Here is a 24,557-nt window from a genome sequence, read left to right as displayed (position 1 = left end):
CTTTCGGCGCACGTGCGCGGGACCATCTAATCGCGCGGGGGACGCAGCATCCGCACCTTTGAGGGCTCCGGCGCTCGCGTACTTCGCTCCATTTCGCGGGATGGGCCGATCAGATTGGCGAGCGCGGGGACGATCGGTGCGACACCGGCCATACCGACAGCGCGGCCGGTCGTGCGACCGGCCGCGCTGTTGCGATCAGCAACCGTTGCGATAGTTTTGCGAACGATCGTGCTTCTGGTCGAGGCTCTTGCCGAGCAGGCCGCCACCAACCGCGCCGAGGATCGTGCCAAGCGTCCCGCCGCCGAGCACCGAACCCAGCACCGCACCGCCAGCGCCCCCGGCGATCAGGCCGGTCGTGCCGCTCGACCGGCGGCAATCCTGGTAATTGCGGCGCGCATAGCCGCGATACACCCGGCCGTCGGTATAGCCGCCGGTATCGCTGCGCTGATATTGCGCGCGGTCGTAATCGTAATTGCGCTCGTATTGCGCACGATCATTGTAGCCGTAGCGCTGCGCCTGTGCTGGTGCTGCAACGGCCATCGGCAGGATCGCGGCAGCCGCAAGGGCGGTGAGGGCGAACTTTTGCTTCAACATCGTACGTCTCCTTTCAAGTGATGAAGACGGTCTAGTGAGTCGCCCCCGAACCAATCCTGAACTCGCTTTGCAACGTCTGTTCATCTCGAAGACGAGCGAGCCCCAGCGACGGATCGGGCGATCGGTCAGCACCCGCGCGGTGTGCGTCGACGATGGCGTCGCCGCGCCCCTGTGGCACGGGATTGAGCGTCAAATACTGATCGTCGCGGGCAACGCCGGCGTCCGCGCTTTCGCCGCCCGTTTGTCCCGGGTGGCGGCCGTCTCGACGTTCGTGGTCCAACCCGCGGCAACGCAACCGCAGCGGCGCGGTCGCTCAGTCGATCCGCGCCGCCTGCGCGCGGATCTGCTCGATCAGCCAGCGGACGCCCGGATCGGCCACACGAGTCTCGTGGATCTGCACCAGTTCGCGGAGCGGCTCGAACGCGAAGGGTAGGGGGCGATATCGGATATCGAAGCTCTTGGCCGAGATCCGCGCCAGCCGCTCGTGCATCAGGCTCAGCCGCGTCGTGCCGACCAGGAGGTACGGCACGACCGAGAACGACGCCGTCGACACTTCGATCACCCGCCGGTGCGCCAGCAGATCGAGCCGCCGGTCGCCGACGGTATAGCCGCGCGGACCGCCGATCGACACGGAGACATGGCCGTAGCGGAACACGTCCTCGGTCGTGATGTCGCCCGTGAAGATCGGGTGCTGTCCCCAGCCGGCGACGACATAGGTCTCTTCACACAAGGGTTCGGTCGGAATACCCGCCACCGCGAATTCGACCGGCGTGATCAGCAAGTCGATCTCGGCATGGCGCAAGTGTTCGCCAGCGGTCTCCGACACCTGGATGAAGCTGAAGCGCAAATGCGGCGCGCGCGTTGCGAGATCTTCGAGCAGCGGTGCCATCACCGAGGCCAGGATATAATCGGAAACCATCAGGCGAAACAGGCGATCGGCCGTCGCCGGGTCGAACTGCGCCGACGTCGTGATGACGCCTTCGGCCTCGCGCAGGCATTGCCGGATCTTGGGAAGCAGCATTTCGGCAAAGGGAGTCGGATACATCCGTCGTCCCTTCACCAGCAGCAACGGGTCGCCGAAATAGTCGCGCAACCGCGCCAGCGCGGCGCTGGCGGCAGGCTGGCTGAGCCCCAGCCGCTCGCCCGCCAGCGCGGTATTGTGCGTTTCCATCAACGCCTCGAACGCGACGAAAAGGTTGAGATCGAGACCCTTGAACCGCACGTTGCATCCTCTCCTGATTTGCAGACGACAAATCGTACAAATCGTTTGCGAGAAAAACAATCAATTTGAGGAAAATGGCCTGACCAGTTAGACCAATCTCATAAGAAAATGGTCAAGACAGGAGAGGTCATGAAACTCAAAGCAGCACTTTTGCTTGCCGCGATGCCGCTGTTCGTAGCACCGGCCTATGCGCAAAATGCCACGTCGACGCCGCCGGCAGGCTCCGCCCCCGAAGCATCGGCGACCCCGTCCACGATCGCCAGCGCCGAAGCCGAGCAGAACGCGACGGCAGCCGGCGACATCATCGTCACCGCCCAGCGGCGCAGCGAAAGCCTGCAGCGCGTTCCGGTCAGCCTGACCGCCTTGTCGGCCGAGACGCTGACGTCGCGCAACCTCAACGATCTCACCCAGATCTCGCGCGCCGCACCGACGCTGCAGGTCGGCATCGACAACACCTTCTCGGTTCGCGGCGTCGGCACGCTCGCCTTTGCCGGCACGATCGACAGTAGCGTCGCCACCGCGATCGACGAGGTCAATCTCGGTCGACCGATCCTCAATACGCCGCTGCTCAACGATCTGACGCGGGTCGAAGTGCTCAACGGGCCGCAGGGCCTGCTGTTCGGCAAGAATGCCTCGGCTGGATTGATCAACATCGTCACCGCCCGTCCGGTGCTCGGCGTTGTCTCGAGCGCGACCGACGTCGAATTCGCCTCGCGCGCCACGCCGGGCGTCCGCCGCACGGCACCTGGCATCATCGCCCGCGAGACGCTCAACATCCCGGTCAGCGCGACCTCGGCGTTGCGCTTGAACATGCTCTATTCGTACCAGGAGCCCGGCACGACCTATGTCGGCACGCCGCGGAACGGCACCCGGCATGATCTCAATGCGCGCTCCTTCTCGCTCAAGGGCAAGTATTTTTGGCAAGCGACCGACGCGTTGTCCTTCTATCTGATCGGCGATTATAACGAGAGCCACGGCATCGCGGGGATCGCTGACGTCACCTATCGTCAGGTCTCGCCGACCAGCCTCAACAATGGACCGCTCGCCGCCGACGGAATCGTCGCGGGTCCGAACAATCTGAAATTCGGTGGCGATGGCGACCAGTATCGCGATCTCGCGACGGGTGGCGCGCAGGCCAAGGCGACCTACAGCTTCGCCAGCGGCTGGGAATTGAGCAATTTGTTTGCATGGCGGTATTATAAGCAGGACCAGAATTTCGACACCGATTACCTGTCGGCGAACGGGCTCAACCGCAACGAATCGCACGCGAAATATAATCAATATTCCAACGAATTGCGGCTCGCATTGCCGTCCTCGGGTCGGCTGAGCGGCCAGGCTGGCCTGTATTATTTCCAGTCTGACCTCAGCCTTCGCCGCAACCTGGGCGGCAACAGCTACACGCCCGACTTCGTCGCCGCCGGTTCGCCGTTCTGCGTCGGCGCGATCGTCGGCACGACTCCGCGCTGCACCGTCAGCAACGTGTCGCAGATCGGCAGCGACGCCAATTACGTGCTGCGGACCAAGAGCTATGCGGCATTCGGGCAGTTGACCTATACGATCGCCACCGGGTTGACCGCGTTTGCCGGCGGGCGTGTGACTCGCGACGATATCGACTTCACCACCGCGCAAAACCAGCTCAACTATTTCTCCGCACTGGGCGGTCCGCGCGGGACGTTCTCCGCGAGCTATGGCAACACCGATTTCAGCTGGAAGGCGGGCGCGCAATACCAGGCGACCCCGACGATCATGGCCTATGGCTTTTACGGGCGCGGCTATAAGGGGCCGGGTTTCAACGATTCCTTCCCGACCGCGACCTCGAACGTCATCGTGCGGGGCGAGACGTCGAACACCGGCGAGATCGGCGTCAAGACGAGCTTCCTCGACCGTCGTCTGACGGTGAACGTCTCGGCATTCTACACCAAGTTCAGCAATTTCCAGGTCCAGGCGTTCAATCCCGTGACGGTGTCGTTCCTGGTCCAGAATGCGGCGAAGGTGAAATCGAAGGGGGTCGAAGTGGCGGTCGGGCTGCGTCCGTTCGCCGGGTTCAGCATCAACGAGAGCGCATCGTTCCTGTCGTCCAAGTTCGACAGTTTTGCCGGCGCACAATGCTATCCCACGCAGACCACACGCGGCTGCTCCGCGACGGTCCAGACCTTTGATGCGTCGGGCCTGCGGCTCCCCGCGGCGCCGGCCTTCACCTCGAGCTTCCAGGCGATGTACGAAGTGCCGACCGAAGGGCCGGTGGCACCCTTCATCGAAGGCAATTGGTATCACCGCTCGAGCATCAACTACGTCGTGAGCCAGGCACCGGGCGCAACCTTCAACGCGGTCGATATCTTCGGAGCAAGTGTCGGTGCGAAGGTCGGCAAGGCGCTGCGTCTCGCGCTGTTCTGCAAGAATTGCACGAACAAGATCACGCCGACCGCAATCGGCGTGGATTCGGGCGACGCCAATGCCCGCAATGCGCGCGGGCAGGCGACGCCGATGTTGTCCTACACCCAGCAATTCGGGCTCGATTCGGTTCGGACGATCGGTCTGTCTGCGCAGTTTCGGTTCTAGCGCGGGACGGGCAGGGGGCAGCGCCCTCTGCCCGATCTATCAATTATATTGATAGAATAGGATCAATATAAGTAGATTTACATATACGTTCAGCCCGATATGGTCGCGTCGAGGAGAGAGAAAATGATCGCGTCGAAGCCTAAAACGGCCCGTAGTTGCTGATGGAAAACGGCACTATTTTGATCGTCGGTGGCGGTATCGGCGGCCTCACGGCGGCGATCGCGCTGCGCAAGCGCGGCTTTGCGGTCGATCTCGTCGAGCGCGATCCGACGTGGTCGGTTTACGGCGTCGGAATCATCCAGCAGGCCAATGTGCTGCGCGCGGTCGACGCGCTCGGGATCCTGCAGGATTATATCGGCGCGGGCTTTCCGTTCGACAGCGTCGACATCTACCTCCCCAACGGCCGCCATGCCGCGACTATTCCAAGCCACAAATTGGTCGATGGCCAGCCCGCCAATCTCGGGATCGGAAGGCGCGCGCTGCACGATGTGCTCGGCAAGCGCGCGATCGAGGCTGGCACCACGATCCGACTTGGCGTTACGCCCGAGCGACTCGATGATGACGGCGCCGGTGTCACCGCCTATTTCTCCGACGGGACAAACGCACGCTACGATGTCGTAATTGGTGCCGACGGCGTCTACTCGCAGACGCGCGCCGCGCTGTTTCCCGATGCGCCAGCCCCGCTTTTCACCGGCCAAGGCGTGTGGCGCTACAATTTCCCGCGCCCTGCCGAGGTCACCAGCCTGCACGCCTTTCAGGGGCCGCTCGGGATCGGGCTGGTCCCGCTGTCCGACGACCTGATGTACATGTTCGTGACGACGCCCGAGCCCGATAACCGGCGCTACGAGCGGAGCGAACTCGCCAGTGCGATGCGCGACAAGCTTTCTGGCGCACCGCCCGAGATCGCGGCGCTGGCAGCGCAGATCACCGACGACGATGGCGTGGTCTATCGTCCGCTCGAATGGTTGCTGGTCGAGGGGCCGTGGCACAAGGGCCGGGTCGTCCTGCTCGGCGACGCGGTCCACGCGACGACGCCGCATCTCGGCCAAGGCGCCGGCATGGCGATCGAGGATTCGCTCGTGCTCGCCGAGGAACTGTCGCGCGCTGCCGATCCCGAGACGGCGTTCGCCGCATATCGCGCGCGGCGCTTCGATCGCTGTGCCTACATTGTGCGCGCGTCGATCGCGATTTGTGACGGGCAGCTGGGTCGCGGGCCGATGGTCGACCAGGCGGCGGCCACTTTCGAAATGTTTCAACTGACGGCGCAACCGATCTGAGTGTGCCGCTCTGCGTGAGGATATGACTATGAGCCGTGTTACCGAGATCCGCTATGTCGGATATGGCGTCGTCGACTTGCCGGCCGAGCGCGAATTCTACACCGAAAAATGGGGCCTCAAGACCGTCGCCGAGCAGGACGGGATGACCTATCTCGCGACGCATGGCGACGAGGAGCTGTACGTCGTGCGGCTGCGCGAAGCCGAGGAGAATCGCATCGACGTGATCGCGCTCGCGACCGAGACCGATGCCGATGTCGCAGCGCTCCACCAGCGCGTCGTCGACGCCGGTTGCAAGATCATCTTCGCGCCCAAGGCGCTCGAGAGCTTCGGCGGCGGCTATGGCTTCCGCTTCTTCTCGCCCGACGGCCTGCCGTTCGAAGTGTCGGCAGGCGTCGCGCGTGGCGACAAGCGCGATATCGTCAAATGGGAAGGCATCCCGCGCAACATCAGCCACATCGTGTTGCATTCGCCCGACCATAAGGCGGCGGTGCAGTTCTTCATCGACGTGCTCGGCTTCAAGCTCAGCGACTGGCTCGGCGATTTCATGGCGTTCCTGCGCTGCAATAGCTGCCATCACCGGCTCGCCTTCCTGCCGGGGCCGCCGTGCCTCAATCACGTCGCCTATGAGGTCGCGTCGATCGACGACATGATGCGCGGCGTTTCGCGCCTCCGGAAGAAGGACGTCGACATCAAGTGGGGGCCAGGCCGCCACACTGCGGGCAACAACACCTTCAGCTATTTCACCACGCCCAACGGCTTCGCGGTCGAATATACCGCTGAGGTCGAGGCGGTCGATTTCGAGACGCACCAAGCGACGGTGCACGAGGCTGGGCCGAATACGATGGATCAGTGGGGCACCGGCATCGGTGGCCCGCAGACGATGCCAAAGCCTGCACCCGACAAGGGTCTCTTCCAGCCGGTGGCAGTCTGAACCATGGCACTTTTCCAATATTTCCCGAACTATGTCTGGAACCTGTCGCTCGCGATCGCGCTCGAGAGCGGCGCCAAGATTGGCGAGATCGTCGACATGTGCGCCCCGTTGCTCGATGCGGCCGAACGCGGCGAGGATGCCGGCACGCCCGCCTTCATGGCGCAGTGGGTGGCGATGGCCGAGCGGCTGAGCGGCCTCGCCGACGAAGACGAGGCGCGTGGGCGGCTCTTCTCGGCGGGCGAGAAGCTCAAGCGCGCGAGCCTCTATTTCGCGGTGGCCGAGCGGATGCAGGGGCACGGGCATCCCGGCAAGGCCGAGACCTATGCGCGCCAGCTCGCCAGCTTCGAGAAGGGCACGCGCTTCGCCGGGGAATCGGCCGAGCGCGTCGAGATCGCGTACGAGGGCAAGACCTTGTCGGCGATCTGGACTCGCGCGCCGGGTGCCGCGAACGGGCCGAGCGTGATCTATTGCAACGGGCTCGACAGCACCAAGGAGCTCCTCTATTTTTCGGGGCTCCCGCAAGCGCTCGCCAAGCGCGGCATCTCGACGCTGAGCGTCGACCAGCCCGGCACCGGCGAGGCGCTGCGGTTGCAGAGCCTTCCCGCAACGCATGAGAGCGAGCGCTGGGCATCGGCCTGGGTCGACTGGCTCGAGACGCAGCCCGAGGTCGACCCCAAGCGGATCGGCATGACCGGCATTTCGCTCGGCGGTTATTACACGCCGCGGGCCGTCGCGTTCGAGCCGCGCTTTGCCGCGGGCGCGGTGTGGGGCGCCAACCACGACTGGGCCGAGGTCCAGCAAAAGCGCTTGCGCCGCGAGGGCGAGAACCCCGTGCCGCATTACTGGGGGCATGTGCACTGGGTGTTCGGCGCGAGCGACATGGACGATTTCCTCGAGAAATCGAAGGGCATGACGCTCGACGGCGTGATGGAGCGGATCAAGGTGCCGTTCCTCGTCACGCACGGCGAGAAGGACCGCCAGATCGGGCTCGAATATGCCCACAAGAGCTACGACCAGCTGACCAACGCCGCCAAGCGCGAGCTCAAGATCTTCACCGAGCGCGAAGGCGGGGTCGAGCATGTCGGCGCCGACAATATGGCGTTCGGCAAGGATTATATCGCCGACTGGTTCGCCGATACGTTGGGAGGGAAGCTCGGATGACACGCCGCTTCGTCGATCTGTCGATCACGCTCGACAATGATGTCATCACCGATCCACCTTTCATGCGGCCGGAGATCACCTACGAGACGCATGACGAGACGACCGCGGGGATGCAGGTGTTCTTCCCGGGCCTGACGTCGGAGCAGTTGCGCGGGGGCAAGGGGTTTGCCGCTGCGGAAACGGTCAAGATGACGACGCACAACGGCACGCATCTCGACGCGCCGTGGCATTTTCATCCCACGATGAACGGCGGTGAACGCGCGATCACGATCGACGAAGTGCCGCTCGACTGGTGCTTCCGACCGGGCGTCAAGCTCGACTTCCGTCATTTCGAGGACGGCTATGTCGCGACCGCGGCGGATGTCGAGGCCGAGCTCAAGCGCATCGGGCACGATCTGCAACCGCTCGACATCGTGCTCGTCAACACCGCCGCAGGCGCGGCGCTGGGGCAGCCCGATTATGTCAGCAAGGGCTGCGGCATGGGCTATGAAGCGACGATGTACCTCACCTCGCGCGGTGTGCGCGTGACCGGCACCGATGCCTGGTCGTGGGATGCGCCGTTCGTCCACACCGCAAAGCGCGTCGCCGAGACGGGCGATACCTCGCTGATCTGGGAAGGCCACAAGGCGGGCGCGGACATCGGCTATTGCCATCTCGAGAAACTCCACAATCTCGAGGCGTTGCCCGCGACCGGCTACACCGTGTCGTGCTTCCCGCACAAGGTGAAGGCCGGCTCGGCCGGCTGGACCCGCGCAGTCGCGATCTTCGAAGACTGACCGGGCGGCCCCTACCAACACAGGATTGTTTTCGATGAAGCTCGCTACGCTCGCCAATGGGCGGCCCGACGGTCGCCTCGTGATCGTCTCGCCCGACGGCGAGCGCTATGCCGGTGCCGAGGCGATCGCGCCGACGCTGCAGGACGCGCTCGAACGTTGGGACGCGGTCGAGCCGGCGCTGCGGGCGCTCGCCGCCGAGCTTGCCGCGGGCGGGGGCACGCCGCTGGCGGGCGAAGCGCTCGAGGCACCGTTGCCGCGCGCGTGGCAGTGGCTCGATGGGTCGGCTTTCCCGAACCACGGCGTTCTGATGCAGCGCGCGTACAACGCACCGCCGATCGAGACCGAGCTGCCGCTGATGTACCAGGGCATGTCGCACTGCTTCCTCGCGCCGACCGCCGACGTGCCGCTGCCGGATGAGGCGCATGGCATCGATTTCGAGGGCGAGTTCGGCGTCATCACCGCCGCCGTGCCGATGGGCACGAGCGCCGCGGATGCCGCCGCGCTGATCCGGCTGGTGGTGCAGATCAACGACTGGTCGCTGCGCACACTCGCTGGCCCCGAGATGAAGACCGGGTTCGGGTGGGTCCAGGCCAAGCCGGCGTGCAGCATGGCGCCCGTCGCGGTGACGCCCGACGCGCTGGGCGCGGCATGGGCGGAGGGGCGCGTGTGTCTTCCGCTCGAGGTGCAATGGAACGGGGAGCCCTTCGGTCGCGCGCGCGGCGATGCGATGGCGGTGAGCTTTCCCGAGCTGGTCGCGCATGCCGCGCGCACGCGCGCGCTGCCGGCGGGGACGATTATCGGATCGGGGACGGTCGCCAATGTCGACTATCGCGAGGTCGGATCGTCGTGCATCGCCGAGCGTCGCGCGATCGAGATGATCGACCACGGCGCCCCGGTGACGGGCTTCATGCGCTTCGGCGACCGGGTGCGGATGGAAGCCCGCGGCGTCGATGGCACACCGCTGTTCGGCGTGATCGACCAGCGCGTGGTCAAGGGCTGAGGCCCTAGCTTATCGAATCCTGTCTTTCGCTCGCGGGAATATCCGCAGCGTCACCACGGCCGCGCTTCCCCGGCGAAGGCCGGTGCCCAGTCGCGGTCGGCTGATGGCAGCGGCAGTGCCCGAAGACGACCACCTTCGCGACTGGGCCCCGGCCTTAGCCGGGGAAGCGCCCAGCTAGATGCGAGCGGAGTACTGCACTCGTCGGGCGGCCCGCACCAGCGGGGCATCCGACGCCCCTCAGAACTTCACCCCGGCGCGCACGCCGAAGGTCCGCGGCGGGCGGAGTGCGCCGGCGTAATAGGACGTGAACGGCACCGGGGTCGCGAGCGCCAGCACGGTCTTGTCGAACGCATTGTTGACGAACAGCCCGATCGAATAGCGGCTCCCCGGCGCGGTGTAGGTGACCTGTGCGTCGGCGGTCCAATACGCGTTCTGATACTCGACCTGCGTGAACTCGAGGCCGGTCAGCGTGCGGCTCTGGTAATGCGCGCGGACGTTGCCGACGATTTTCCCGTCGTTCGCCAGCCTTACCGTCTGCGCGGCACCGAGGTTGATCGTCCACTCAGGCGCGTTGGGCGGGCGGCGGCCCGAGCAATCGATGACATAGGTCGCGCCCGGCGTCCCGCGCGTGGCGCAAGCCGTGCCATTGTCGCGCCCGCCATTGTTGTTGGGCGCGCTGTAGACGAACGAATCGTAGCGCGCGTCGAGATACTGCGCGTCGGCGGTCAGCTGCGTCGAGCGCGTGACGAGCAGGCGCCCTTCGACCTCGACCCCCTTGAAGGTCGCCTGGCCGACATTCTCGGTCGCGAGGATCTGGCTGCCCGACGAGTCGGCGACGACATGGCTGATCTGTTGGTCGTGGTAGCGCCAGTAGAACGCCTCGAGGTTGAGCTGGAGGCGATTGTCGAAGAAGCGGTTCTTCGACCCCAGCGTCCAGGCGCCGATCCGCTCGGGGCGGAACACGCCGCGATCGACCGTCTGGAAAAAGCCGCCCGACTTGAAGCCGGTCTCGTAGCTCGCATAGACCAGGTTGCGCGGCGTGATGTCCCAGTCCGCCGCCGCGCGATAGGTGATGCGATCGAACGAGGCGCGCTTGGCCTTCAATCCCTGATAGGTGCCGATCGCGAGCGTGGTGATCGTACCATCGATGAACGGGTTGAAATTGGGCGTCGGCACGACCGACGGGATCGCCGTCGACACCGCGATCGGCTGTGCGGTCGGGCAGCCCGCGACATAGGTCGGGAAGAAGCTGCTCGGGCGCGTGCAGAGCCGCAGCGCCGCTGTGGTAAAGCCATCGAGCGACTTGTCCTCGGTGGTGTAGCGCGCGCCCGCGGTGACGCGGAACGTCGGCGCGATCGCATAGGTCAGCCGCCCGAACACCGCCATGCTCTTGGTGCGCTGGTCGGCGACGTTCGAGTTCACGCTCGCTTGCTGGTTGATATAGCTGCCGGGGACGTGGTTGCTCTCGTCATAGTAGAACAGCCCGGCGATGTAGCGCAGCGGATGCGTCTCGTCCGACGCGATCCGCGCCTCGAGGCTGGTCTGCTTGTCCTTCTCGACCTGGCGTATGTAGAAACCCGGCGAATAGGACAGATAATCGAGCTTGCCCTCGCGATAGGCCGGGATGACGGTGATCGTGCCGGCGGGCGTGTTGAGCTCGATCGTCGACGACACGCCCCAATAGCTGTTGTTGAGGAACTGCGGCGTCGTCTGCGCGACCATCGTGCGGCCCAGCACCTGATCAACCTGTCCGTTGACGAACGCCTGGCCCGCGGGCGAGAAGAAACCGTCGCGATTGTCGGGGTTGAGCCCGAGCGGAGTCGCGCCGGTGCCGCGGCCGCGCTGGCGGAAATAATCGGCGGTGAGGTTGATCGACAGCGTGTTGGTCGGACGCAGCCGGAGCGAAACGCGGCCACCGCCGTCCTTCTGATTGTCGGTGCCGTCCTTCATATAGGCGTCGTGGCGGACATAGATGCCCGCGGCGCGCAGCGCGACATTCTCGCCGAGCGGAACGTTGACCGCGGCATCGAGCCGCAGCGCGTTGTAATTGCCGTACTCGACATTGCCCTCGGCGCTGGCCTTGTCGAAATCGGGGCGCTTGGGGATGACGTTGATCGCGCCGCCGGTGGCGTTGCGGCCGTACAGCGTACCCTGTGGGCCCTTGACCACTTCGACGCGCTCGAGGTCGTAGAAGAAGCCGGTGGTCGAGCTCGGGCGGCCGACATAGACGCCGTTGAAATTGAACGCGACCGCCGAGTCCGACAGCGCGTTGCCGTTGAAATTGCCGACGCCGCGCAGATAGAACAGCGCGTACGGGCCCGCCGCGGGCGCGACCTGGAGCGACGGGACGACCGAGGTCAGCTCGGTCGGGCGCGTGATGCCGGCGCTGGCGAGCGTGTCGCCCGACACGGCGCTGATCGCGACCGCGGCGCGCTGCAGATTTTCCGAGCGGCGCTGCGCGGTGACGATGATGTCCTGCAACCCGGCTTCGGCGGGGGCGCTCGCTTGCGTCTTGGCGGGGGGCGGGGATGACACCTGGGCCTGTGCTGCCGTCGCGCTGCCCAGCAGGGCGCACCGCAAGATCCATCGCGCTGTTCTCATGCTTTCTCTCCTTTTGGGCCGTTCTTCCGACAACCGTCCTCAAAGGATATGCGACTTTGTGCGATTTGAATAACTGCTTATAATAATCGCGATCGATCAGCCCTGGTAATTATCGGAGGCTGCCGCACGTACAAATCCTGTGTATTCGCGGGCCCTTATCGAAAACGCGCGGCGCGACGCGGGCGGCGCAGCCTATCGCGCTTTGCGTGTCACGCAGACGTGGTCGCGGCAGGCGTTTCCAGCAGCGAACGCGCCGTCTGACCAATACTCCCGTTAGGCGGCTGCGGTCGCCAGGTCCGCTCCGTCGTCCGTCATGTCGAGCCCTTCGCCATTGTCGGGGCGCAGAACGAGGTGGCCGATCGCGGTATTGCTGCACGGCACATGATAGTGGCGGTGCAACGCGCGCGTGCGCTTGCCGAGCGCACCGCGCATCACCAGCCACATCACCATCTCGATTCCCTCGGACCCCGTCTCGCGCAGATATTCGAGGTGCGGGATCCGCCGCAGATCGTCGCCTTCGCCGGTCAGCCCGTCGAGGAAGCGATTGTCCCATTCGCGGTTGATCAGGCCGGCGCGCGGGCCCTGCAGCTGGTGGCTCATCCCGCCGGTGCCCCAGATCTGGACGTTGAGATCCTCGCCATAACTTTCGACCGCCCGGCGGATCGCCTCGCCCAGTGCCCAGCAGCGGTTGCCCGAGGGGGGCGGGTAGGTGACGACGTTTACCGCGAGCGGGATGACCTTGGTCGGCCATGCCGCGGGCTTGCCGTACATCATCGTCAGCGGGACGGTGAGGCCGTGGTCGACATCCATCTCGTTGATGATCGTCATGTCGAACTCGTCGAGCACCAGACTTTGCGCGATGTGCCAGGCGAGATCGGGATGCCCCTCGACATCGGGCACCGGGCGCGCGCCCCAGCCTTCGTCGGCCGAGGCATAACGCTCGCCGCAGCCGATCGCGAAGGTCGGGATAATCTTCATGTCGAACGCCGAGGCGTGGTCATTATAGATCAGGATCACGACGTCGGGCTTCTCGGCCTGCTGCCACGCGCGCGTCCAATCATAGCCAGCGAAGATCGGGCCGAAATAGGCGTCGCGATCCTTGCCTTGGTCGGATGCGACGCCGAGCAGCGGCACGTGGCTGGTGGCAATGCCTGCGGTGATGCGCGCCATGTCAGTTCGTCTCCGTCGGGGCGGTCTGGTCGCCCGAATTTGCCTTGATGCTGCGATTGCCGACCGGCGAGCGCCCGCCCGCGAGCATCATCTTGGTATAGTCCTCGAAATTGAGGTCGGTCATCGACGACACCGCCTGGGCGAAGCCGATGCCGTCGGTCGCGAACACCTTGGCGAGGAAATAGACGTTGCCGCCAAGATCGAGCAGCCGGTTGTAGTCGCGCTTGAGCAGCGCGTCCTTCTGCTCGGGCGTGATGTTCCACGCGTCGAGATAGGCGCTCTCGTCGGCGCGGAAGCGTGCGCGGTTCTCGTCCTTCATCAGGCTCATCGCGCACTGGTTGAGGTTATAGCCCTGACGCGCGCGGCGTGCGGTGAAGACGCGCGTGCCCGGAATATCCTCGAACTCGGCGAGATAGGCGTGAATGTCGCCGCTGGGCGGCACGGGTGCGGTCATCGTCAACGCTCCTTGAATGTCATGCGGTCACCGAAAGACGACGGTGCGCGCGCCGTTGAGCAGCACGCGGTCCTGCAGATGATAGCCCACCGCCTGCGCGAGCACGCGGCGTTCGATATCGCGTCCCTTGCGGACGAGATCGTCGGGCAGATCGGCGTGCGTGATGAACTCGGCATCCTGCGCGATGATCGGGCCCTCGTCGAGATCGGCGGTGACGTAATGCGCGGTCGCGCCGATCATCTTGACGCCGCGCTCATGCGCCTGGTGATACGGTTTGGCGCCCTTGAAGCCGGGCAGGAAGCTGTGGTGGATATTGATGCAGCGCCCCGACAGGAAGCCCGCCAGATCGTCCGACAGGATCTGCATGTAGCGCGCCAGCACGATCAGGTCGGCGCCGGTGTCGGTGACGATCTGCTTGATCTGCGCTTCCTGCGCCGCCTTGGTCTGCTGCGTGACGGGCAGATGGTGGAACGGGATGTCGCCGATCATGCTGACATGCAGTGCGCGCTGCGGATGGTTCGAGACGATCCCGACCACGTCCATCGCCAGCTCGCCGATGCGGTAGCGATAGAGCAGATCGCCGAGGCAATGGTCGAACTTCGACACCAGCAGCAGCACGCGTTGGCGCTCCTGTGTGCTGCGCAGCGTCCATTCGGCGTCGATCGCTGCGGCGAGCGGCGCGAACGCGCGGCGCAGCGTTTCCACATCGCGCTCGATCTCGAAAACGACGCGCATGAAGAATCGGCCGGTGAGCCGGTCGTCGAATTGCTGTGCGTCGGTGATGTTGCCGCCTGCACTGGCAAGAAACCCGGCGACCTGCGCGACCAGACCGGGCCGGTCGGGGCAGAAGAGGCGAAGCGTCAGCGTCTCAATCATGGGCCCGCCCTTCATAAGCCTTGATCCAATCGACCGCGCGGACGAGCCCGCCGAACGGATAGAAATGCAGCCGCACCGGGCCGTGCTCCGGTGTCAGCCGTTCCGCGAGCCGATCGACCAGCGCGTCGGGGCCGGTCGAGCCGAGCAATTTGGTCAGCGAGATCCCGTATTTGCCAAGCGCCGAAACCGAGGCGCCGACGCCGCAATGCGCGGCAAAGCGCAGCAGCGTCTTGATCCCGGCCGGGCCCGGCACGCCGATCCGCACCGGCGAATCGATCCCGTTCGCGCGCAGGTCTTCGAGCCAAGTGATGAACGGGTCGGGATCGAACCCGAATTGCGTGACGATCAGCGTCGCCATGCCGCGCGCAGCGATCTCGTCGCGCTTGGCCTTGAGCACCGCAAGGCACGTCGCCGAATCCATCGCCGGATGCCCTTCGGGATGCCCGGCAATGCCGATCGCGGTGATGCCGTTGCGTTCGAACAACCCGGTCTGGAGCAGCGCCATCGTATCGGCGAACGGGCCGACCGGGGTTGGCGGATCCCCGGCGACGAGGAACATGCGGCGGACGCCCGCTTCGGCGACGGTCCGTTCGACGGTCGCGGAGAGTTCATCGAGCGACGCGATGCGACGCGCCGACAGATGCGGCATCGGTTCGAATCCGAGCGTGCGCACTTCGACGGCAGCCGCGATCCGCGCGTCGATCGTCTCGCCGGGGAGGAAGGTGATTGCGACGGGCGTATCGAGCGCGATGCGGTCCGCCGCCTCGCGCAGCGCGGGGCGATCCTTGGCAGTCATCTCGAGCGAATAGCCGTCGGTCATTCCGGTCGGCGCCCGCGTCCAGGCGGGATGGATGGCGGGAATGGTCGTCATTCGTCCTCTCCGGTCGGGCGCGATTGTGCCTCGCACTGTGGCAAATTGGCCTAGCCGAACGGCGTAGGTTCGGATAGATGAAATCTTCATGAACGCGAACTCATCCTTACCGTTGCCCAGCGAGCCGTTGCTGCTCCTGCCGGGTCTGATGTGCGATGCGCGCGTGTTTGCGGCGCAGCGCGCAGCCTTCGCGGACGCCGTGGCAGCGCCGGACTATGGCGATCTCGCGACGCTCGGCGCGATGGCGGAGCGGGTGCTCACCGCGGCGCCCGCGCGCTTTGCGGTGCTCGGCCATTCGATGGGCGCGCGGATCGCGCTCGAAGTGGTGCGGCGTGCGCCAGGTCGCGTGACACGCCTCGCGCTGGTCAGCACCGGCGTCCACTTGCCGCTGCCGAGCGAACCCGAAAAACGCCACGCGCTGCGCGATGTCGGGCGCCTGCACGGCATGGCCGCATTGGTCGATACCTGGCTGCCCCCGATGGTCGCGCCTGCGCGCAGTGCCGATACCGCTCTGCTGCAGCCGCTCCGCACGATGTGCATCGAGGCCGGCCTGGCGCAGTTCGAAGCGCAGATCGCGGCTTTGCTCGCACGGCCCGAGGTCGAGACGCTGCTGCCGCAGCTCGCCTGCCCGGTCCTCGTCGCGTGCGGCAGCGAAGACCGCTGGAGCCCGCCCGCGCAGCACGCGGCGATGGCGGCGGTGATCCCGCACGCCCGCGTCGTCGTGGTCGATGGCGCCGGACACATGCTGCCGGCCGAAGCGCCCGACGCGCTCAATTCCGCAATCGCCGACTGGCTCAGCGCGACGCCTAACCCGCTCTGACGCCCGTCGAAACCGCTACAGCACAAGGAGAGCCCGATGACTGAAACGACCCTGCAACAGATGCTCGATACGAGTGGCGATATCGTCACGCTGCTGCGCAACCAGCAGACCGGACCCAATGCCTATCCCGGCGTCCCCGCCGAATATTCCAACTGGCGCGCCGAGCAGCAGGCCTGGTCGAAGACCTGCGTCCTGTTCAACCAGTCGTTCCACATGGTCGATCTCTCGGTCGAGGGCCCCGACGCGTTGGCGATGCTCAACCATCTCGGCGTCAACAGCTTCAAGGGCTTCGTCCCCGATCGCGCCAAGCAGTTTGTTCCCGTCACGCCCGAGGGCTATGTCATCGGCGACGTGATCCTGTTCTATCTCGATGAGAATGCGTTCAATCTGGTCGGCCGCGCGCCGGTGATCGAATGGGTCGAATTCCATGCCGCGACGGGCGACTGGGACGTCACCGTCTCGCGCGACGAGCGTACCGCGGCGCGGCCCGACCCCGAAACGCGCCGGAGCTATCGCTTCCAGCTCCAGGGCCCGAATGCGATGCAGACGCTCGAAAAGGCAATGGGCCAGACCCCGCCCGAGCTCAAATTCTTCCACATGGCGCGGCTCACGATCGCGGGCGCCGAAGTCCGCGCGCTGCGCCACGGCATGGCCGGGCAACCGGGCTACGAACTGTTCGGTCCGTGGGCCGATTACGACACAGTGCGCAACGCGCTGATCGAAGCGGGCAAGGAGTTCGGGCTCGCGCTCGTCGGTGGCCGGACCTACGCGTCGAACACGATCGAATCCGGCTGGATCCCGTCGCCGCTGCCCGCGACCTATTCGGGCGCCGGCACGCAGGCGTTCCGCGAATGGCTCAAGACCAACTCCTACGAGGCGAAGGCGTCTATCGGTGGCAGTTATGTCCCCGACAGCGTCGAGGGCTATTATCTGACGCCGTGGGATCTTGGCTACGGCCCGTTCGTCAAGTTCGACCATGACTTCATCGGACGCGAGGCGCTCGAGGCGATGGCCGGGCGGCCGCATCGCAAGAAGGTGACGCTCGCGCTCGACACCGAAGACGTGATGCGCGTGATCAGCTCGCAATTCGCCAAGGACAATCGCGCCAAGTACATCGACTTCCCGTCGGCGGTCTATGCGATGCATCCGTACGATCAGGTGCTCAAGGACGGCAAGCTCGTCGGGCTGTCGACCTGGATCGGCTACAGCGCGAATGAAGGGCGCATGCTGACGCTCGCGATGGTCGATGCCGACATGGCCGAGCCCGGCACCGAAGTGACGCTGCTATGGGGCGAGCCCGATGGCGGCACGCGCAAGCCGACGGTCGAGCGCCATGTGCAGACCGAGATCAAGGCGATCGTCAGCCCGGCGCCGTATTCGGAAGTCGCGCGCGACAGCTATGCCGAGAGCTGGCGCAACCGCCAGCCGGCCTGAGCCTTGCGGGGAGGGCCGGGGTCCGGCCCTTCCCAAAGGACCGTGTCGTCAGGCGGCTTCGAGCAACGCGACGGTCCGCTTGAGCAAGTCCGCAACCCGCGCCTCAACCACCGCGTCGAAGCGCACGTTGGGGATGGCGACGCTGAACGCGCCGAGCAGATCGTCCCCGACGATCAGTGCGCGTCCAAGCCCCTGGATCCCCGGCGTATGCTCCTCGCGCGTCCGCGCGTTGCCCGTGCGGCGGATTTCGGCGATCTCGGCGCGCAGGCGATCGGGCGCGGTGATCGTCGCAGGCGTGAAGGCGGCGCGGTCGACCTCGCCGAGATAGACCTCGAACTCGTCCTCCGGCAGCGCGGCGAGGATCGCCTTGCCCGCCGCAAAGCTGTGCAACGGGGTGCGCGCGCCGGTCGCCACCGCGTAGCGCAGCGCATGGTCGCTGGTCTCGGTCGCCAGCGCCTCGACCTCCCAGCCCTTGCGCACGAAGAACGAAACCGTCTCGTTGAGCTGGACGCGCAGCGCGCGCACCAGCGGGGCGACGCGGTCGGCGAGCGCGAAGCCGTTCGCGCGGGTCTGCAACCGCGCCAGACCGGGGCCCGGCGTATAGCGCCGGCCCTCGCGCGCGAGGTACCCGCGATCCGCCAGCGTGGTGAGCAGATAGGACAGGCTGCTAACGGGGATCACCAGCGCCGCGGCGATTTCCTGCGCGACCACCGGGCGATCGCGCGCGACGACATATTCGATGATGTCGAGCGTGCGGAGCGCCGATTTGACGGGGGTCGCGATCTCTACCATCGCCGCGCTATAGCCCGTCCGCCGCGGCCTGCCACCTCACAACCGCGCAGCCGCCAGATCCGCGCCCGCGCGCAAGTTGCGCAGCTTTGCCCACGTGACGGCAGGATCGATCTTCCCGTACCCGGCAAACGTCCCGAACCCGCAATCGGTGCTCGCAACGACGCGGTCCGCGCCGACGATCGCCGCGAAGCGCTCGATCCGCTGTGCGATCAGCTCGGGGGTCTCGAGATAGTTCGAGCAAGTGTCGATCAACCCGGGTGCCAGGATCTTGTGATCGGGCAGCGCGGCATCGCGCCAGACGATCCACTCATGCTCGTGGCGCGGATTGGCCGCCTCGAACAGGATCGTCGCCGGGCGCGCCTTGAGCACGATATCGATGATCCGCTCGAGCGGGATGTCGTGATCGTGCGGGCCTTCGTAATTGCCCCAGCAGACGTGCATCCGCATCTTCTCGGGCGCGATATCGGCGGTCGCGGCGTTGAGCGCCTCGACATTGGCCTCGATCGTCGCGAGGAACTGCGCTTCGTCCATTTCCTGATAGCCGGTGTGGCGCGACATTGCGAGATCGGGGCAATCGAGCTGGAGCTCGAACCCGGCATCGACGATCGCTGCATATTCGGGCTGCATCGCGGTCACCAGATCGGCGAGATAGGCCTCGTGGCTCGGATAAAAGGCGTTCTTCTGGAACGCGGTGATCAGTCCGGGCGATGCCGCATTCATGAAGGCGCGCGTGCCCTCGCCGTGGCGATCGAGCGCGGTGCGGAAGCGGCGGATGTCGTCCTTGACCGGCTGCAGGTTCACCAATTTGACCTCGCCGATGCACGATGCGCGCGTGAAGTCCTGCGAGCCCATGATGTGGGCGAGCTTGGTGCGCAACTCGGGCAGCGGCGCGAGGTCGAGCGCCGACATGCGTTCGCTATGCCCGCCGAAACCCGACAGCCGCTCGATCATATAGGTCGAATAGCCGACCTTGCCGAGCTCGCCGTCGCTGACGATCGTCACCCCCGCCGCGACTTGTGCGGCGACCGCCGCATCGACCGCGGTCTGCACGACGTGATCGAACGCGGCGGCGTCATACGGCTCGCCATGATCGCGGGCGAGGAGGAGGGGGGTGAGTTCGGGGCCACGCGGCAAGCTGCCGACATGGGTGGTGGCGATCGCCATAAAGTGTCCTCTCATGCGTTCGACCGACCATGATTGCGTTTCGCATTGATGTACAGATCGTATATGCGAACTTACGAAATGGGCGCGGATGCCGGGATTGGAGAGATGCTGTCATGACCATGGTTTCGGCAACCGAGCGCCGTGAGATCGAGGCGGATTGCGCGCGATTGATCAACCTGTACGCGGCGCTCAACGATGCAGCACGATGGGCCGACGTCGCCGCTCTCTACGCCGAGGATGGCAGCATGACTCGCCCGACCGCGCCCGATGCGCCGGTCATCGGGCGTGCCGCGATCCTTGCCGCGTTCGAGGCGCGTCCGGCGCGCGTCACGCGACATCTGACGGGGACGATCGTGGTCGCGGTGATCGATCGCGACACCGCCACCGCGACGAGCGCGATGCTTCTGTTTACCGCGCCCGATGCGCCGCCGCTGGTCGGCGGTTTCACCGATCGTTTCGTCCGGGTGGCGGGCGAGGGGTGGCGTTTCGCCGAACGGCGCGGATCGCTGACCTTCGCCTGAAGCGATGTCCGGGCGCTGGGCCGATCTGGAGGCGCCCCCCAGTCGGTGGAGAAGCGGTACTGGCCGCTGCTGATCGCGATCACCGCCTCGGACGCATCGCGCGACACGATCATTATACCGGCACGATCGGTCACCGTGCGCCGCCTCTCGAACTCGCGCACGCCCAGTGCGAGTGGCACAGGAAGCTCGCCACGCATGACGGGCGGGCGCGTGACGTCGAGCGGGACCACGCTGTCGCTCTTTCGTTCCACAGCGCGCTGAGCATCGCGGCGTCGGTGACGCCAAGCCTCACGCCGCGTAACGTGCACGCAGTGGTTGGCCGCTCGTCGCCGACATGCAATAGGATGGGATAGAGTTTTCCCAGTTCAGCATGAGCCCGCCTTTCAAGGCCAAGGTTCAAGGACGATCGATGCGCGTATTTCCGCTTTCCCACCTGCTGTGTTCCGGGCTCGCCGCAAGCCTTCTCGTTCCGGCCCCTGCAGCCGCCAGCTCGCCTGAGCTTATCGGGCTCGAGCGCCAGTTGAGCATGCTGGTCGCGGCAAAGCCGGGGGAATATGGCATTGCGGCACTCGACCTTCGCGATGGCTCGATCGTTGCCATCAACGGTGACACGCCGTTTCCGATGGCGAGCACGGTCAAGCTCGCCATCGCAGCCACCTATCTCGCCGAGATCGATCAGGGCCGACGCAGCCTCAGCGACATGGTCGTCGGCCGGCCCGCCGCGAAAGTCCTGGAACTGATGATCGTGCGCAGTAACAATCAAGCGGCCGACCAGCTGCTGGCCGCGGTCGGTGGTCCGGCTGCCGTCCAGCAGTGGCTCTCGTCGCAGAACATCATCGGGATCCGGGTCGACCGGACGATCGACCAGCTGCTTCGAGAGCGCGGTCACCTGGCCGACATCAAGGATGTCGCCACGCCGGTTGCCATGGTCGCGCTGTTGCATAAGCTCGACAGTGGCGCGGTGTTGACGGCGCAAAGCCGCGCGTTCCTGTTCGAGTTGATGCGACGCTGCGAGACGGGCACGCGCCGCATCCGCGCGATGCTGCCCGCTGGTACTCCGGTCGAGGACAAGACGGGTACGCTCGACGGCGTCACGAATGACGTGGGATTCATTACCATGCCCGATGGCCACCGCGTGGCCGTCGCCGTGTTCGCTCGCGGGGGACGCGATCGCCAGCCTGTCATCGCTGCTGTCGCCCGCGTCATCTATGATCGCTTCGCGGATAGCGCACGCACCGCGCTGTCGTACTTCCTGCGGATGCGGTGAACCGCGCCCCTCGATTCGGCTCTTCTTCCCCCCGCCGCCCAGCCTATCAGTGCTGGGAGCATTGAACCTTCAACGCGTAGCAGCGTCAGAATAGCTGGCCTTGCACAGGGCGGTCGGGCTCGGGCTGGCTGTATCCTCCCCGGCGACGCACTTCGGTCTGCGCGGTGAACCGGACGTCTTCGTCTCGATCGCGTGCGAACTGTTCGAGCGCATCGGCCGAGAGGTCGCTCCAGGCACGCCCACGCTCGGGCCCGGCGACGACCCGCGGCAGAAGCCCGGGCTCGGCGCTCCAGGCAAGCAACTGTTCGATCGAGGCCGCATTCAGCATGTCGCGAAGGTGATGCGCGCTCACATAGGCATCGGGCAACGCGCGGTGGACCGGCAAGCCAATCTCGCGGACCAGCCCGTGCGGCATCCGCCAGTATCGCAGGACTTGATTGGAGAAGCTCGGCGATCCCGGCCATAGCCGCAGCGCACACTTCCAGGTGCAGATCCACCGCGCGCCGCCCGACAAGTGCGGGGTGCAAAATCGCTGTTCGAAGCTCGCACGATGCGCGGCCAGCGCGACGACGCCGCCTTCGGGCTTCAGAATGGCGGGCGCGACGTCCTGCCAATACCCAGCGGCGGCGACATCCGCGTCGACGATGTGGTGCACCGCCATCGTCACCGGAGGGATCGGCCGCCCGGGATTGACGAAGGTGGCGCCGCGTTCGTCTGTCACGGACCATTGCCCGTCAGCGCCAAGCGCGACGTCTTGCCAGCCGATTTCGCACACGCCGTGCGCCGGGGGACGCGAGCCAGTGGTTTCCAGATCGATGACGCGCACGCGAAGAGACATGATTGGAATATAGGGGCATCACCGCATCATCCAATCGCCGTGGCATCCACGTCTGAGGATCGCGCTAAGTTGGCCGATGATCTGATGCGCGGCTCGCCATGCTAAAGCCAGAAACTGTCCGCAACCGGCTCGCCGCTACATAGCCCTCTGCTCTAGTCGTTCGGGGTCTGCTCAGCCGGAGCAGCCTGGTTCGTCTGATCGCTGCGCGTCGTGCGTGCCGTCATACCCGTGGCCGAGGCATCGTCCATCAGCTGTTCGTCCGGCGCCGCCGCTGCGGGTGCCTTTTCCGGCAGCGCGGCCGTCAGGTTGGTGGCGGCGGTCGGGGTAGGTTCGGGCTCGGGCGCGCGCGTCTCGGGTGCCGTCGGTGTCGCTTCGTCCGCCGGTTCTGCGGGCGTCTCGGTGGACTGTTCGTCGCGCGTTGGCGCCTCGGTCGATTGCGAACACGCGCCGAGACCGGCGATCAACAGGATTGCCGCGAAGGCGCGGGGGAATTTGTGGGTCATTGGTGTCATCTCCTCAGCGCGCCGCAATCGCCTGGCGCGCGGACCGTTCCGCAATCTTGGTCGCCAGCGTTCCGTCCCAGCCATAGGGGTCGTTTCGGAAACCGACCTGCCCGTCCGCGTTCGCAAACGCCGTCCAGTACAGCAGATACACCGCAACGGGTGCCGCCAGTTTTGCGCGCACCGTCTTGCCCGCAGTGACCGTCGCATCGATCGTGTCCGCCGGCCATTCGGGCGTGCCCTCGAGCAGCCGCTTCGCAAGGTCGCCGGGCTTTTCGAGACGGACGCACCCATGGCTGGCCAAGCGGTCGAAACGCGCGAACCCCGCCTGGGCGGGCGTGTCGTGCAGGTAGACGGCAAACGGGTTGGCAAAATCGAACTTGTACTTCCCCAGCGCGCTATGGTCCGAGGATTGCTGGAGCCGCTTGCCGCCATCGCCGGTGTCGATCACTCGGAAGCCGTGCTGCGCCAGATAGCCGGGGTGGGCCTTCTCCTTGGGCCACAGTTCGCGCCCCGCGATCGTCGACGGCACGTTCCACGGCGGGTTGAGCACGATGCTGTGGATCTGCGAGGTGAGCATCGGCGTCTCGGCCCCGGGGCGCCCCGTCACTGCCTTCATCGACATGACCGGGGCGTCGCCGTCGAACAGCGTCAGCACGGCTGCGGCGATATTCACCTGGACGCGGTTCTTGGCGAGTTCTGCTGGCAACCAGCGCCAGCGCTCCATGTTCGCCTTGATCTGGCGAAGCCGCGCATCGACGGGCACGTTGAGCGCGGCGAGCGTTTGTGCGGCGACGATACCCGTCGGATTGAGCCCGTAGCGCCGTTGCGCGCGACGGACCGCGTCGAGCAGCGCGGCGTCGAAGCGGTCCTCCGACGACGTCACTTGCGGATCTTCGAGCGCCAACCGCTTACGTAGCGCAGCGACGCGCGGGCCGGAGTTGCCGAGCGTCAGATCGGCGCCTGCGCTCAGCGGCTCCCAGCCACCCGCCGCCGCGATCGTCCGGTACCGCGCAAGCGCAGCGACCAGTGCATCGTAGCCTGCATAGGGCGGCGGCAGCGAAGCGATCCATGCGGCCAGACGATCGTGCTCGACCGCATTCTTGAAGGCCGGTAGCGGGTCATAGACGGCAGGCCGCATCGCCCAATTCTGATCGAAATCGGCTTCCGCAAGGCGGCCGGCATGAACGGCATGGGCATGATCCAGCGCGGCGCGGACAAGACGGTCGTTGTCGACCGGGTCGATCGATTGTGAATCGGCGAGACCCTGCGCGACGATGTCTTTCTGAAGCAAAGCCGCAAGCGCGGCCGCTTGAGCCGGACTGAGTTGTGGCAGCGGCGTGGATGGCGCTGGCTGCACGACCGGCAACGGCATCGGCAGATCGGTGCTCGGGCGCGCATCCTGTGCTGTGGCGGGCGTTGCAACGAGCAACGCCGACAGAGCGAGGTAGCGCGTCGCGCTCGACTTACGGCGGTTCAGAGTACGGGTTTGGCGATGCGTCTGTGTCATGCGCGCTGTCCTACACGGCGTTGTCGGCGACTGCATCGGTTATCTGGCATCTTCGCGTTCTCGAGGCCCGATACGTCGCTTGCAATGCAACGGTCTGATGCGTCGGATCCCCCACGGGGCGCATTCGCTACGCCCGTATAGCGGTGGGATGACGTTCGGTCAGCGTCGTGTTTTTGGTCTGCGCGAACACGCCGCCCTTTGTGCGACGCACGCTGTGAA

Annotated in this window: 23 protein-coding genes; 11 read left to right on the top strand and 12 right to left on the bottom strand. The window is 65.7% G+C overall.

Features of this window, described 5'->3' with window-relative positions; all coding sequences use genetic code 11:
- Nucleotides 1-195 precede the first annotated feature (195 nt).
- The gene (locus IE187_RS17245; RefSeq protein WP_229839474.1) at nucleotides 196-594 is read right to left on the bottom strand and encodes a hypothetical protein; all 399 of its coding nucleotides are present in this window, start codon (nucleotides 592-594) and stop codon (nucleotides 196-198) included.
- 313 nt (nucleotides 595-907) lie between these two features.
- On the bottom strand, nucleotides 908-1,816 hold the full coding sequence (locus IE187_RS17240; protein WP_189677265.1) for a LysR family transcriptional regulator: 909 nt from the start codon (nucleotides 1,814-1,816) through the stop codon (nucleotides 908-910).
- A 129-nt stretch (nucleotides 1,817-1,945) separates the two neighbouring features.
- Here IE187_RS17240 and IE187_RS17235 point away from each other — a divergent pair, with 129 nt between their 5' ends.
- The 6 genes from IE187_RS17235 to IE187_RS17210 all read left to right on the top strand — a co-directional run bounded on the left by IE187_RS17235 (nucleotide 1,946) and on the right by IE187_RS17210 (nucleotide 9,520).
- Nucleotides 1,946-4,375: a TonB-dependent receptor gene (locus IE187_RS17235; protein ID WP_229839473.1), complete on the top strand. Its 2,430-nt coding sequence runs from the start codon at nucleotides 1,946-1,948 to the stop codon at nucleotides 4,373-4,375.
- A 161-nt stretch (nucleotides 4,376-4,536) separates the two neighbouring features.
- On the top strand, nucleotides 4,537-5,652 hold the full coding sequence (locus tag IE187_RS17230; RefSeq protein ID WP_189677264.1) for an FAD-dependent oxidoreductase: 1,116 nt from the start codon (nucleotides 4,537-4,539) through the stop codon (nucleotides 5,650-5,652).
- Nucleotides 5,653-5,680: 28 nt separating this feature from the next.
- Nucleotides 5,681-6,583 carry a VOC family protein gene (locus tag IE187_RS17225; RefSeq protein ID WP_189677263.1) on the top strand — a complete coding sequence of 301 codons (903 nt, stop codon included), beginning with the start codon at nucleotides 5,681-5,683 and terminating at the stop codon, nucleotides 6,581-6,583.
- Nucleotides 6,584-6,586: 3 nt separating this feature from the next.
- On the top strand, nucleotides 6,587-7,744 hold the full coding sequence (locus tag IE187_RS17220; protein WP_189677262.1) for an alpha/beta hydrolase family protein: 1,158 nt from the start codon (nucleotides 6,587-6,589) through the stop codon (nucleotides 7,742-7,744).
- A complete protein-coding gene (locus IE187_RS17215; RefSeq protein ID WP_133187964.1) occupies nucleotides 7,741-8,520 on the top strand; it encodes a cyclase family protein in 780 nt (259 codons plus the stop codon). The genes IE187_RS17220 and IE187_RS17215 overlap by 4 nt, the downstream gene beginning before the upstream one ends.
- Before the next feature lie 34 nt (nucleotides 8,521-8,554).
- Nucleotides 8,555-9,520, top strand: a complete 966-nt coding sequence (locus IE187_RS17210) for a fumarylacetoacetate hydrolase family protein (RefSeq protein WP_189677261.1) — start codon at nucleotides 8,555-8,557, stop codon at nucleotides 9,518-9,520.
- Nucleotides 9,521-9,757: 237 nt separating this feature from the next.
- Here the strand turns inward: IE187_RS17210 and IE187_RS17205 are convergent, their stop codons facing one another.
- From IE187_RS17205 to IE187_RS17185, 5 genes are all read right to left on the bottom strand, one after another.
- A complete protein-coding gene (locus tag IE187_RS17205) occupies nucleotides 9,758-12,121 on the bottom strand; it encodes a TonB-dependent receptor (RefSeq protein ID WP_189677260.1) in 2,364 nt (787 codons plus the stop codon).
- Nucleotides 12,122-12,394: 273 nt separating this feature from the next.
- On the bottom strand, nucleotides 12,395-13,291 hold the full coding sequence (locus tag IE187_RS17200) for a class III extradiol dioxygenase subunit beta (protein ID WP_189677259.1): 897 nt from the start codon (nucleotides 13,289-13,291) through the stop codon (nucleotides 12,395-12,397).
- Between the two features lies 1 nt (nucleotide 13,292).
- Nucleotides 13,293-13,745: a protocatechuate 4,5-dioxygenase subunit alpha gene (gene ligA / locus IE187_RS17195; protein ID WP_189677258.1), complete on the bottom strand. Its 453-nt coding sequence runs from the start codon at nucleotides 13,743-13,745 to the stop codon at nucleotides 13,293-13,295.
- A 27-nt stretch (nucleotides 13,746-13,772) separates the two neighbouring features.
- On the bottom strand, nucleotides 13,773-14,621 hold the full coding sequence (purU, locus tag IE187_RS17190; RefSeq protein ID WP_189677257.1) for a formyltetrahydrofolate deformylase: 849 nt from the start codon (nucleotides 14,619-14,621) through the stop codon (nucleotides 13,773-13,775).
- Nucleotides 14,614-15,492, bottom strand: coding sequence for a methylenetetrahydrofolate reductase (locus IE187_RS17185; protein WP_189677256.1), 879 nt, complete (start codon nucleotides 15,490-15,492; stop codon nucleotides 14,614-14,616). Before IE187_RS17185 ends, purU begins: the two co-directional genes overlap by 8 nt.
- Before the next feature lie 88 nt (nucleotides 15,493-15,580).
- Between IE187_RS17185 and IE187_RS17180 the strand changes: the two genes are divergently transcribed.
- Complete coding sequence (locus IE187_RS17180) at nucleotides 15,581-16,312, top strand: alpha/beta fold hydrolase (RefSeq protein ID WP_189677255.1); 732 nt, start codon at nucleotides 15,581-15,583, stop codon at nucleotides 16,310-16,312.
- 36 nt (nucleotides 16,313-16,348) lie between these two features.
- Nucleotides 16,349-17,746 (top strand): syringate O-demethylase, encoded by a 1,398-nt coding sequence (gene desA / locus IE187_RS17175; protein ID WP_189677254.1) that lies wholly within the window; start codon nucleotides 16,349-16,351, stop codon nucleotides 17,744-17,746.
- Between the two features lie 48 nt (nucleotides 17,747-17,794).
- Here desA and IE187_RS17170 read toward each other — a convergent pair whose 3' ends face one another.
- Both IE187_RS17170 and IE187_RS17165 read right to left on the bottom strand, forming a co-directional pair.
- Nucleotides 17,795-18,538, bottom strand: coding sequence for an IclR family transcriptional regulator (locus IE187_RS17170; RefSeq protein WP_133187980.1), 744 nt, complete (start codon nucleotides 18,536-18,538; stop codon nucleotides 17,795-17,797).
- A 36-nt stretch (nucleotides 18,539-18,574) separates the two neighbouring features.
- Nucleotides 18,575-19,702: a cobalamin-independent methionine synthase II family protein gene (locus tag IE187_RS17165; protein ID WP_189677253.1), complete on the bottom strand. Its 1,128-nt coding sequence runs from the start codon at nucleotides 19,700-19,702 to the stop codon at nucleotides 18,575-18,577.
- A 113-nt stretch (nucleotides 19,703-19,815) separates the two neighbouring features.
- Here IE187_RS17165 and IE187_RS17160 point away from each other — a divergent pair, with 113 nt between their 5' ends.
- From IE187_RS17160 to IE187_RS17150, 3 genes are all read left to right on the top strand, one after another.
- The gene (locus IE187_RS17160) at nucleotides 19,816-20,223 is read left to right on the top strand and encodes a nuclear transport factor 2 family protein (RefSeq protein WP_189677252.1); all 408 of its coding nucleotides are present in this window, start codon (nucleotides 19,816-19,818) and stop codon (nucleotides 20,221-20,223) included.
- A 45-nt stretch (nucleotides 20,224-20,268) separates the two neighbouring features.
- The gene (locus IE187_RS17155; protein ID WP_189677251.1) at nucleotides 20,269-20,484 is read left to right on the top strand and encodes a hypothetical protein; all 216 of its coding nucleotides are present in this window, start codon (nucleotides 20,269-20,271) and stop codon (nucleotides 20,482-20,484) included.
- A gap of 148 nt (nucleotides 20,485-20,632) precedes the next feature.
- Nucleotides 20,633-21,490 carry a serine hydrolase gene (locus IE187_RS17150; RefSeq protein WP_189677250.1) on the top strand — a complete coding sequence of 286 codons (858 nt, stop codon included), beginning with the start codon at nucleotides 20,633-20,635 and terminating at the stop codon, nucleotides 21,488-21,490.
- Between the two features lie 85 nt (nucleotides 21,491-21,575).
- Here IE187_RS17150 and IE187_RS17145 read toward each other — a convergent pair whose 3' ends face one another.
- From IE187_RS17145 to IE187_RS17135, 3 genes are all read right to left on the bottom strand, one after another.
- Nucleotides 21,576-22,328 (bottom strand): 3'-5' exonuclease, encoded by a 753-nt coding sequence (locus tag IE187_RS17145; protein WP_189677249.1) that lies wholly within the window; start codon nucleotides 22,326-22,328, stop codon nucleotides 21,576-21,578.
- Between the two features lie 152 nt (nucleotides 22,329-22,480).
- On the bottom strand, nucleotides 22,481-22,831 hold the full coding sequence (locus tag IE187_RS17140) for a hypothetical protein (RefSeq protein WP_189677248.1): 351 nt from the start codon (nucleotides 22,829-22,831) through the stop codon (nucleotides 22,481-22,483).
- A gap of 13 nt (nucleotides 22,832-22,844) precedes the next feature.
- Nucleotides 22,845-24,338 carry a L,D-transpeptidase family protein gene (locus tag IE187_RS17135; RefSeq protein WP_189677247.1) on the bottom strand — a complete coding sequence of 498 codons (1,494 nt, stop codon included), beginning with the start codon at nucleotides 24,336-24,338 and terminating at the stop codon, nucleotides 22,845-22,847.
- Nucleotides 24,339-24,557 lie beyond the last annotated feature (219 nt).

The organism is Sphingomonas glacialis (genome assembly GCF_014653575.1).
Classification (GTDB): domain Bacteria; phylum Pseudomonadota; class Alphaproteobacteria; order Sphingomonadales; family Sphingomonadaceae; genus Sphingomonas; species Sphingomonas glacialis.
The sequence above is the reverse complement of the archived record's forward strand: the minus strand, read 5'-3'. Positions and strand labels throughout refer to the sequence as shown.

Bases quoted from the DNA above. Each gene is read 5' to 3' on its own strand.
- IE187_RS17245 (WP_229839474.1), bottom strand. From the start codon at position 594: ATGTTGAAGCAAAAGTTCGCCCTCACCGCCCTTGCGGCTGCCGCGATC.
- IE187_RS17235 (WP_229839473.1), top strand. From the start codon at position 1,946: ATGAAACTCAAAGCAGCACTTTTGCTTGCCGCGATGCCGCTGTTCGTA.
- IE187_RS17230 (WP_189677264.1), top strand. From the start codon at position 4,537: ATGGAAAACGGCACTATTTTGATCGTCGGTGGCGGTATCGGCGGCCTC.
- IE187_RS17225 (WP_189677263.1), top strand. From the start codon at position 5,681: ATGAGCCGTGTTACCGAGATCCGCTATGTCGGATATGGCGTCGTCGAC.
- IE187_RS17220 (WP_189677262.1), top strand. From the start codon at position 6,587: ATGGCACTTTTCCAATATTTCCCGAACTATGTCTGGAACCTGTCGCTC.
- IE187_RS17215 (WP_133187964.1), top strand. From the start codon at position 7,741: ATGACACGCCGCTTCGTCGATCTGTCGATCACGCTCGACAATGATGTC.
- IE187_RS17210 (WP_189677261.1), top strand. From the start codon at position 8,555: ATGAAGCTCGCTACGCTCGCCAATGGGCGGCCCGACGGTCGCCTCGTG.
- IE187_RS17205 (WP_189677260.1), bottom strand. From the start codon at position 12,121: ATGAGAACAGCGCGATGGATCTTGCGGTGCGCCCTGCTGGGCAGCGCG.
- IE187_RS17200 (WP_189677259.1), bottom strand. From the start codon at position 13,291: ATGGCGCGCATCACCGCAGGCATTGCCACCAGCCACGTGCCGCTGCTC.
- ligA (WP_189677258.1), bottom strand. From the start codon at position 13,745: ATGACCGCACCCGTGCCGCCCAGCGGCGACATTCACGCCTATCTCGCC.
- purU (WP_189677257.1), bottom strand. From the start codon at position 14,621: ATGATTGAGACGCTGACGCTTCGCCTCTTCTGCCCCGACCGGCCCGGT.
- IE187_RS17185 (WP_189677256.1), bottom strand. From the start codon at position 15,492: ATGACGACCATTCCCGCCATCCATCCCGCCTGGACGCGGGCGCCGACC.
- IE187_RS17180 (WP_189677255.1), top strand. From the start codon at position 15,581: ATGAACGCGAACTCATCCTTACCGTTGCCCAGCGAGCCGTTGCTGCTC.
- desA (WP_189677254.1), top strand. From the start codon at position 16,349: ATGACTGAAACGACCCTGCAACAGATGCTCGATACGAGTGGCGATATC.
- IE187_RS17170 (WP_133187980.1), bottom strand. From the start codon at position 18,538: ATGGTAGAGATCGCGACCCCCGTCAAATCGGCGCTCCGCACGCTCGAC.
- IE187_RS17165 (WP_189677253.1), bottom strand. From the start codon at position 19,702: ATGGCGATCGCCACCACCCATGTCGGCAGCTTGCCGCGTGGCCCCGAA.
- IE187_RS17160 (WP_189677252.1), top strand. From the start codon at position 19,816: ATGACCATGGTTTCGGCAACCGAGCGCCGTGAGATCGAGGCGGATTGC.
- IE187_RS17150 (WP_189677250.1), top strand. From the start codon at position 20,633: ATGCGCGTATTTCCGCTTTCCCACCTGCTGTGTTCCGGGCTCGCCGCA.
- IE187_RS17145 (WP_189677249.1), bottom strand. From the start codon at position 22,328: ATGTCTCTTCGCGTGCGCGTCATCGATCTGGAAACCACTGGCTCGCGT.
- IE187_RS17140 (WP_189677248.1), bottom strand. From the start codon at position 22,831: ATGACCCACAAATTCCCCCGCGCCTTCGCGGCAATCCTGTTGATCGCC.
- IE187_RS17135 (WP_189677247.1), bottom strand. From the start codon at position 24,338: ATGACACAGACGCATCGCCAAACCCGTACTCTGAACCGCCGTAAGTCG.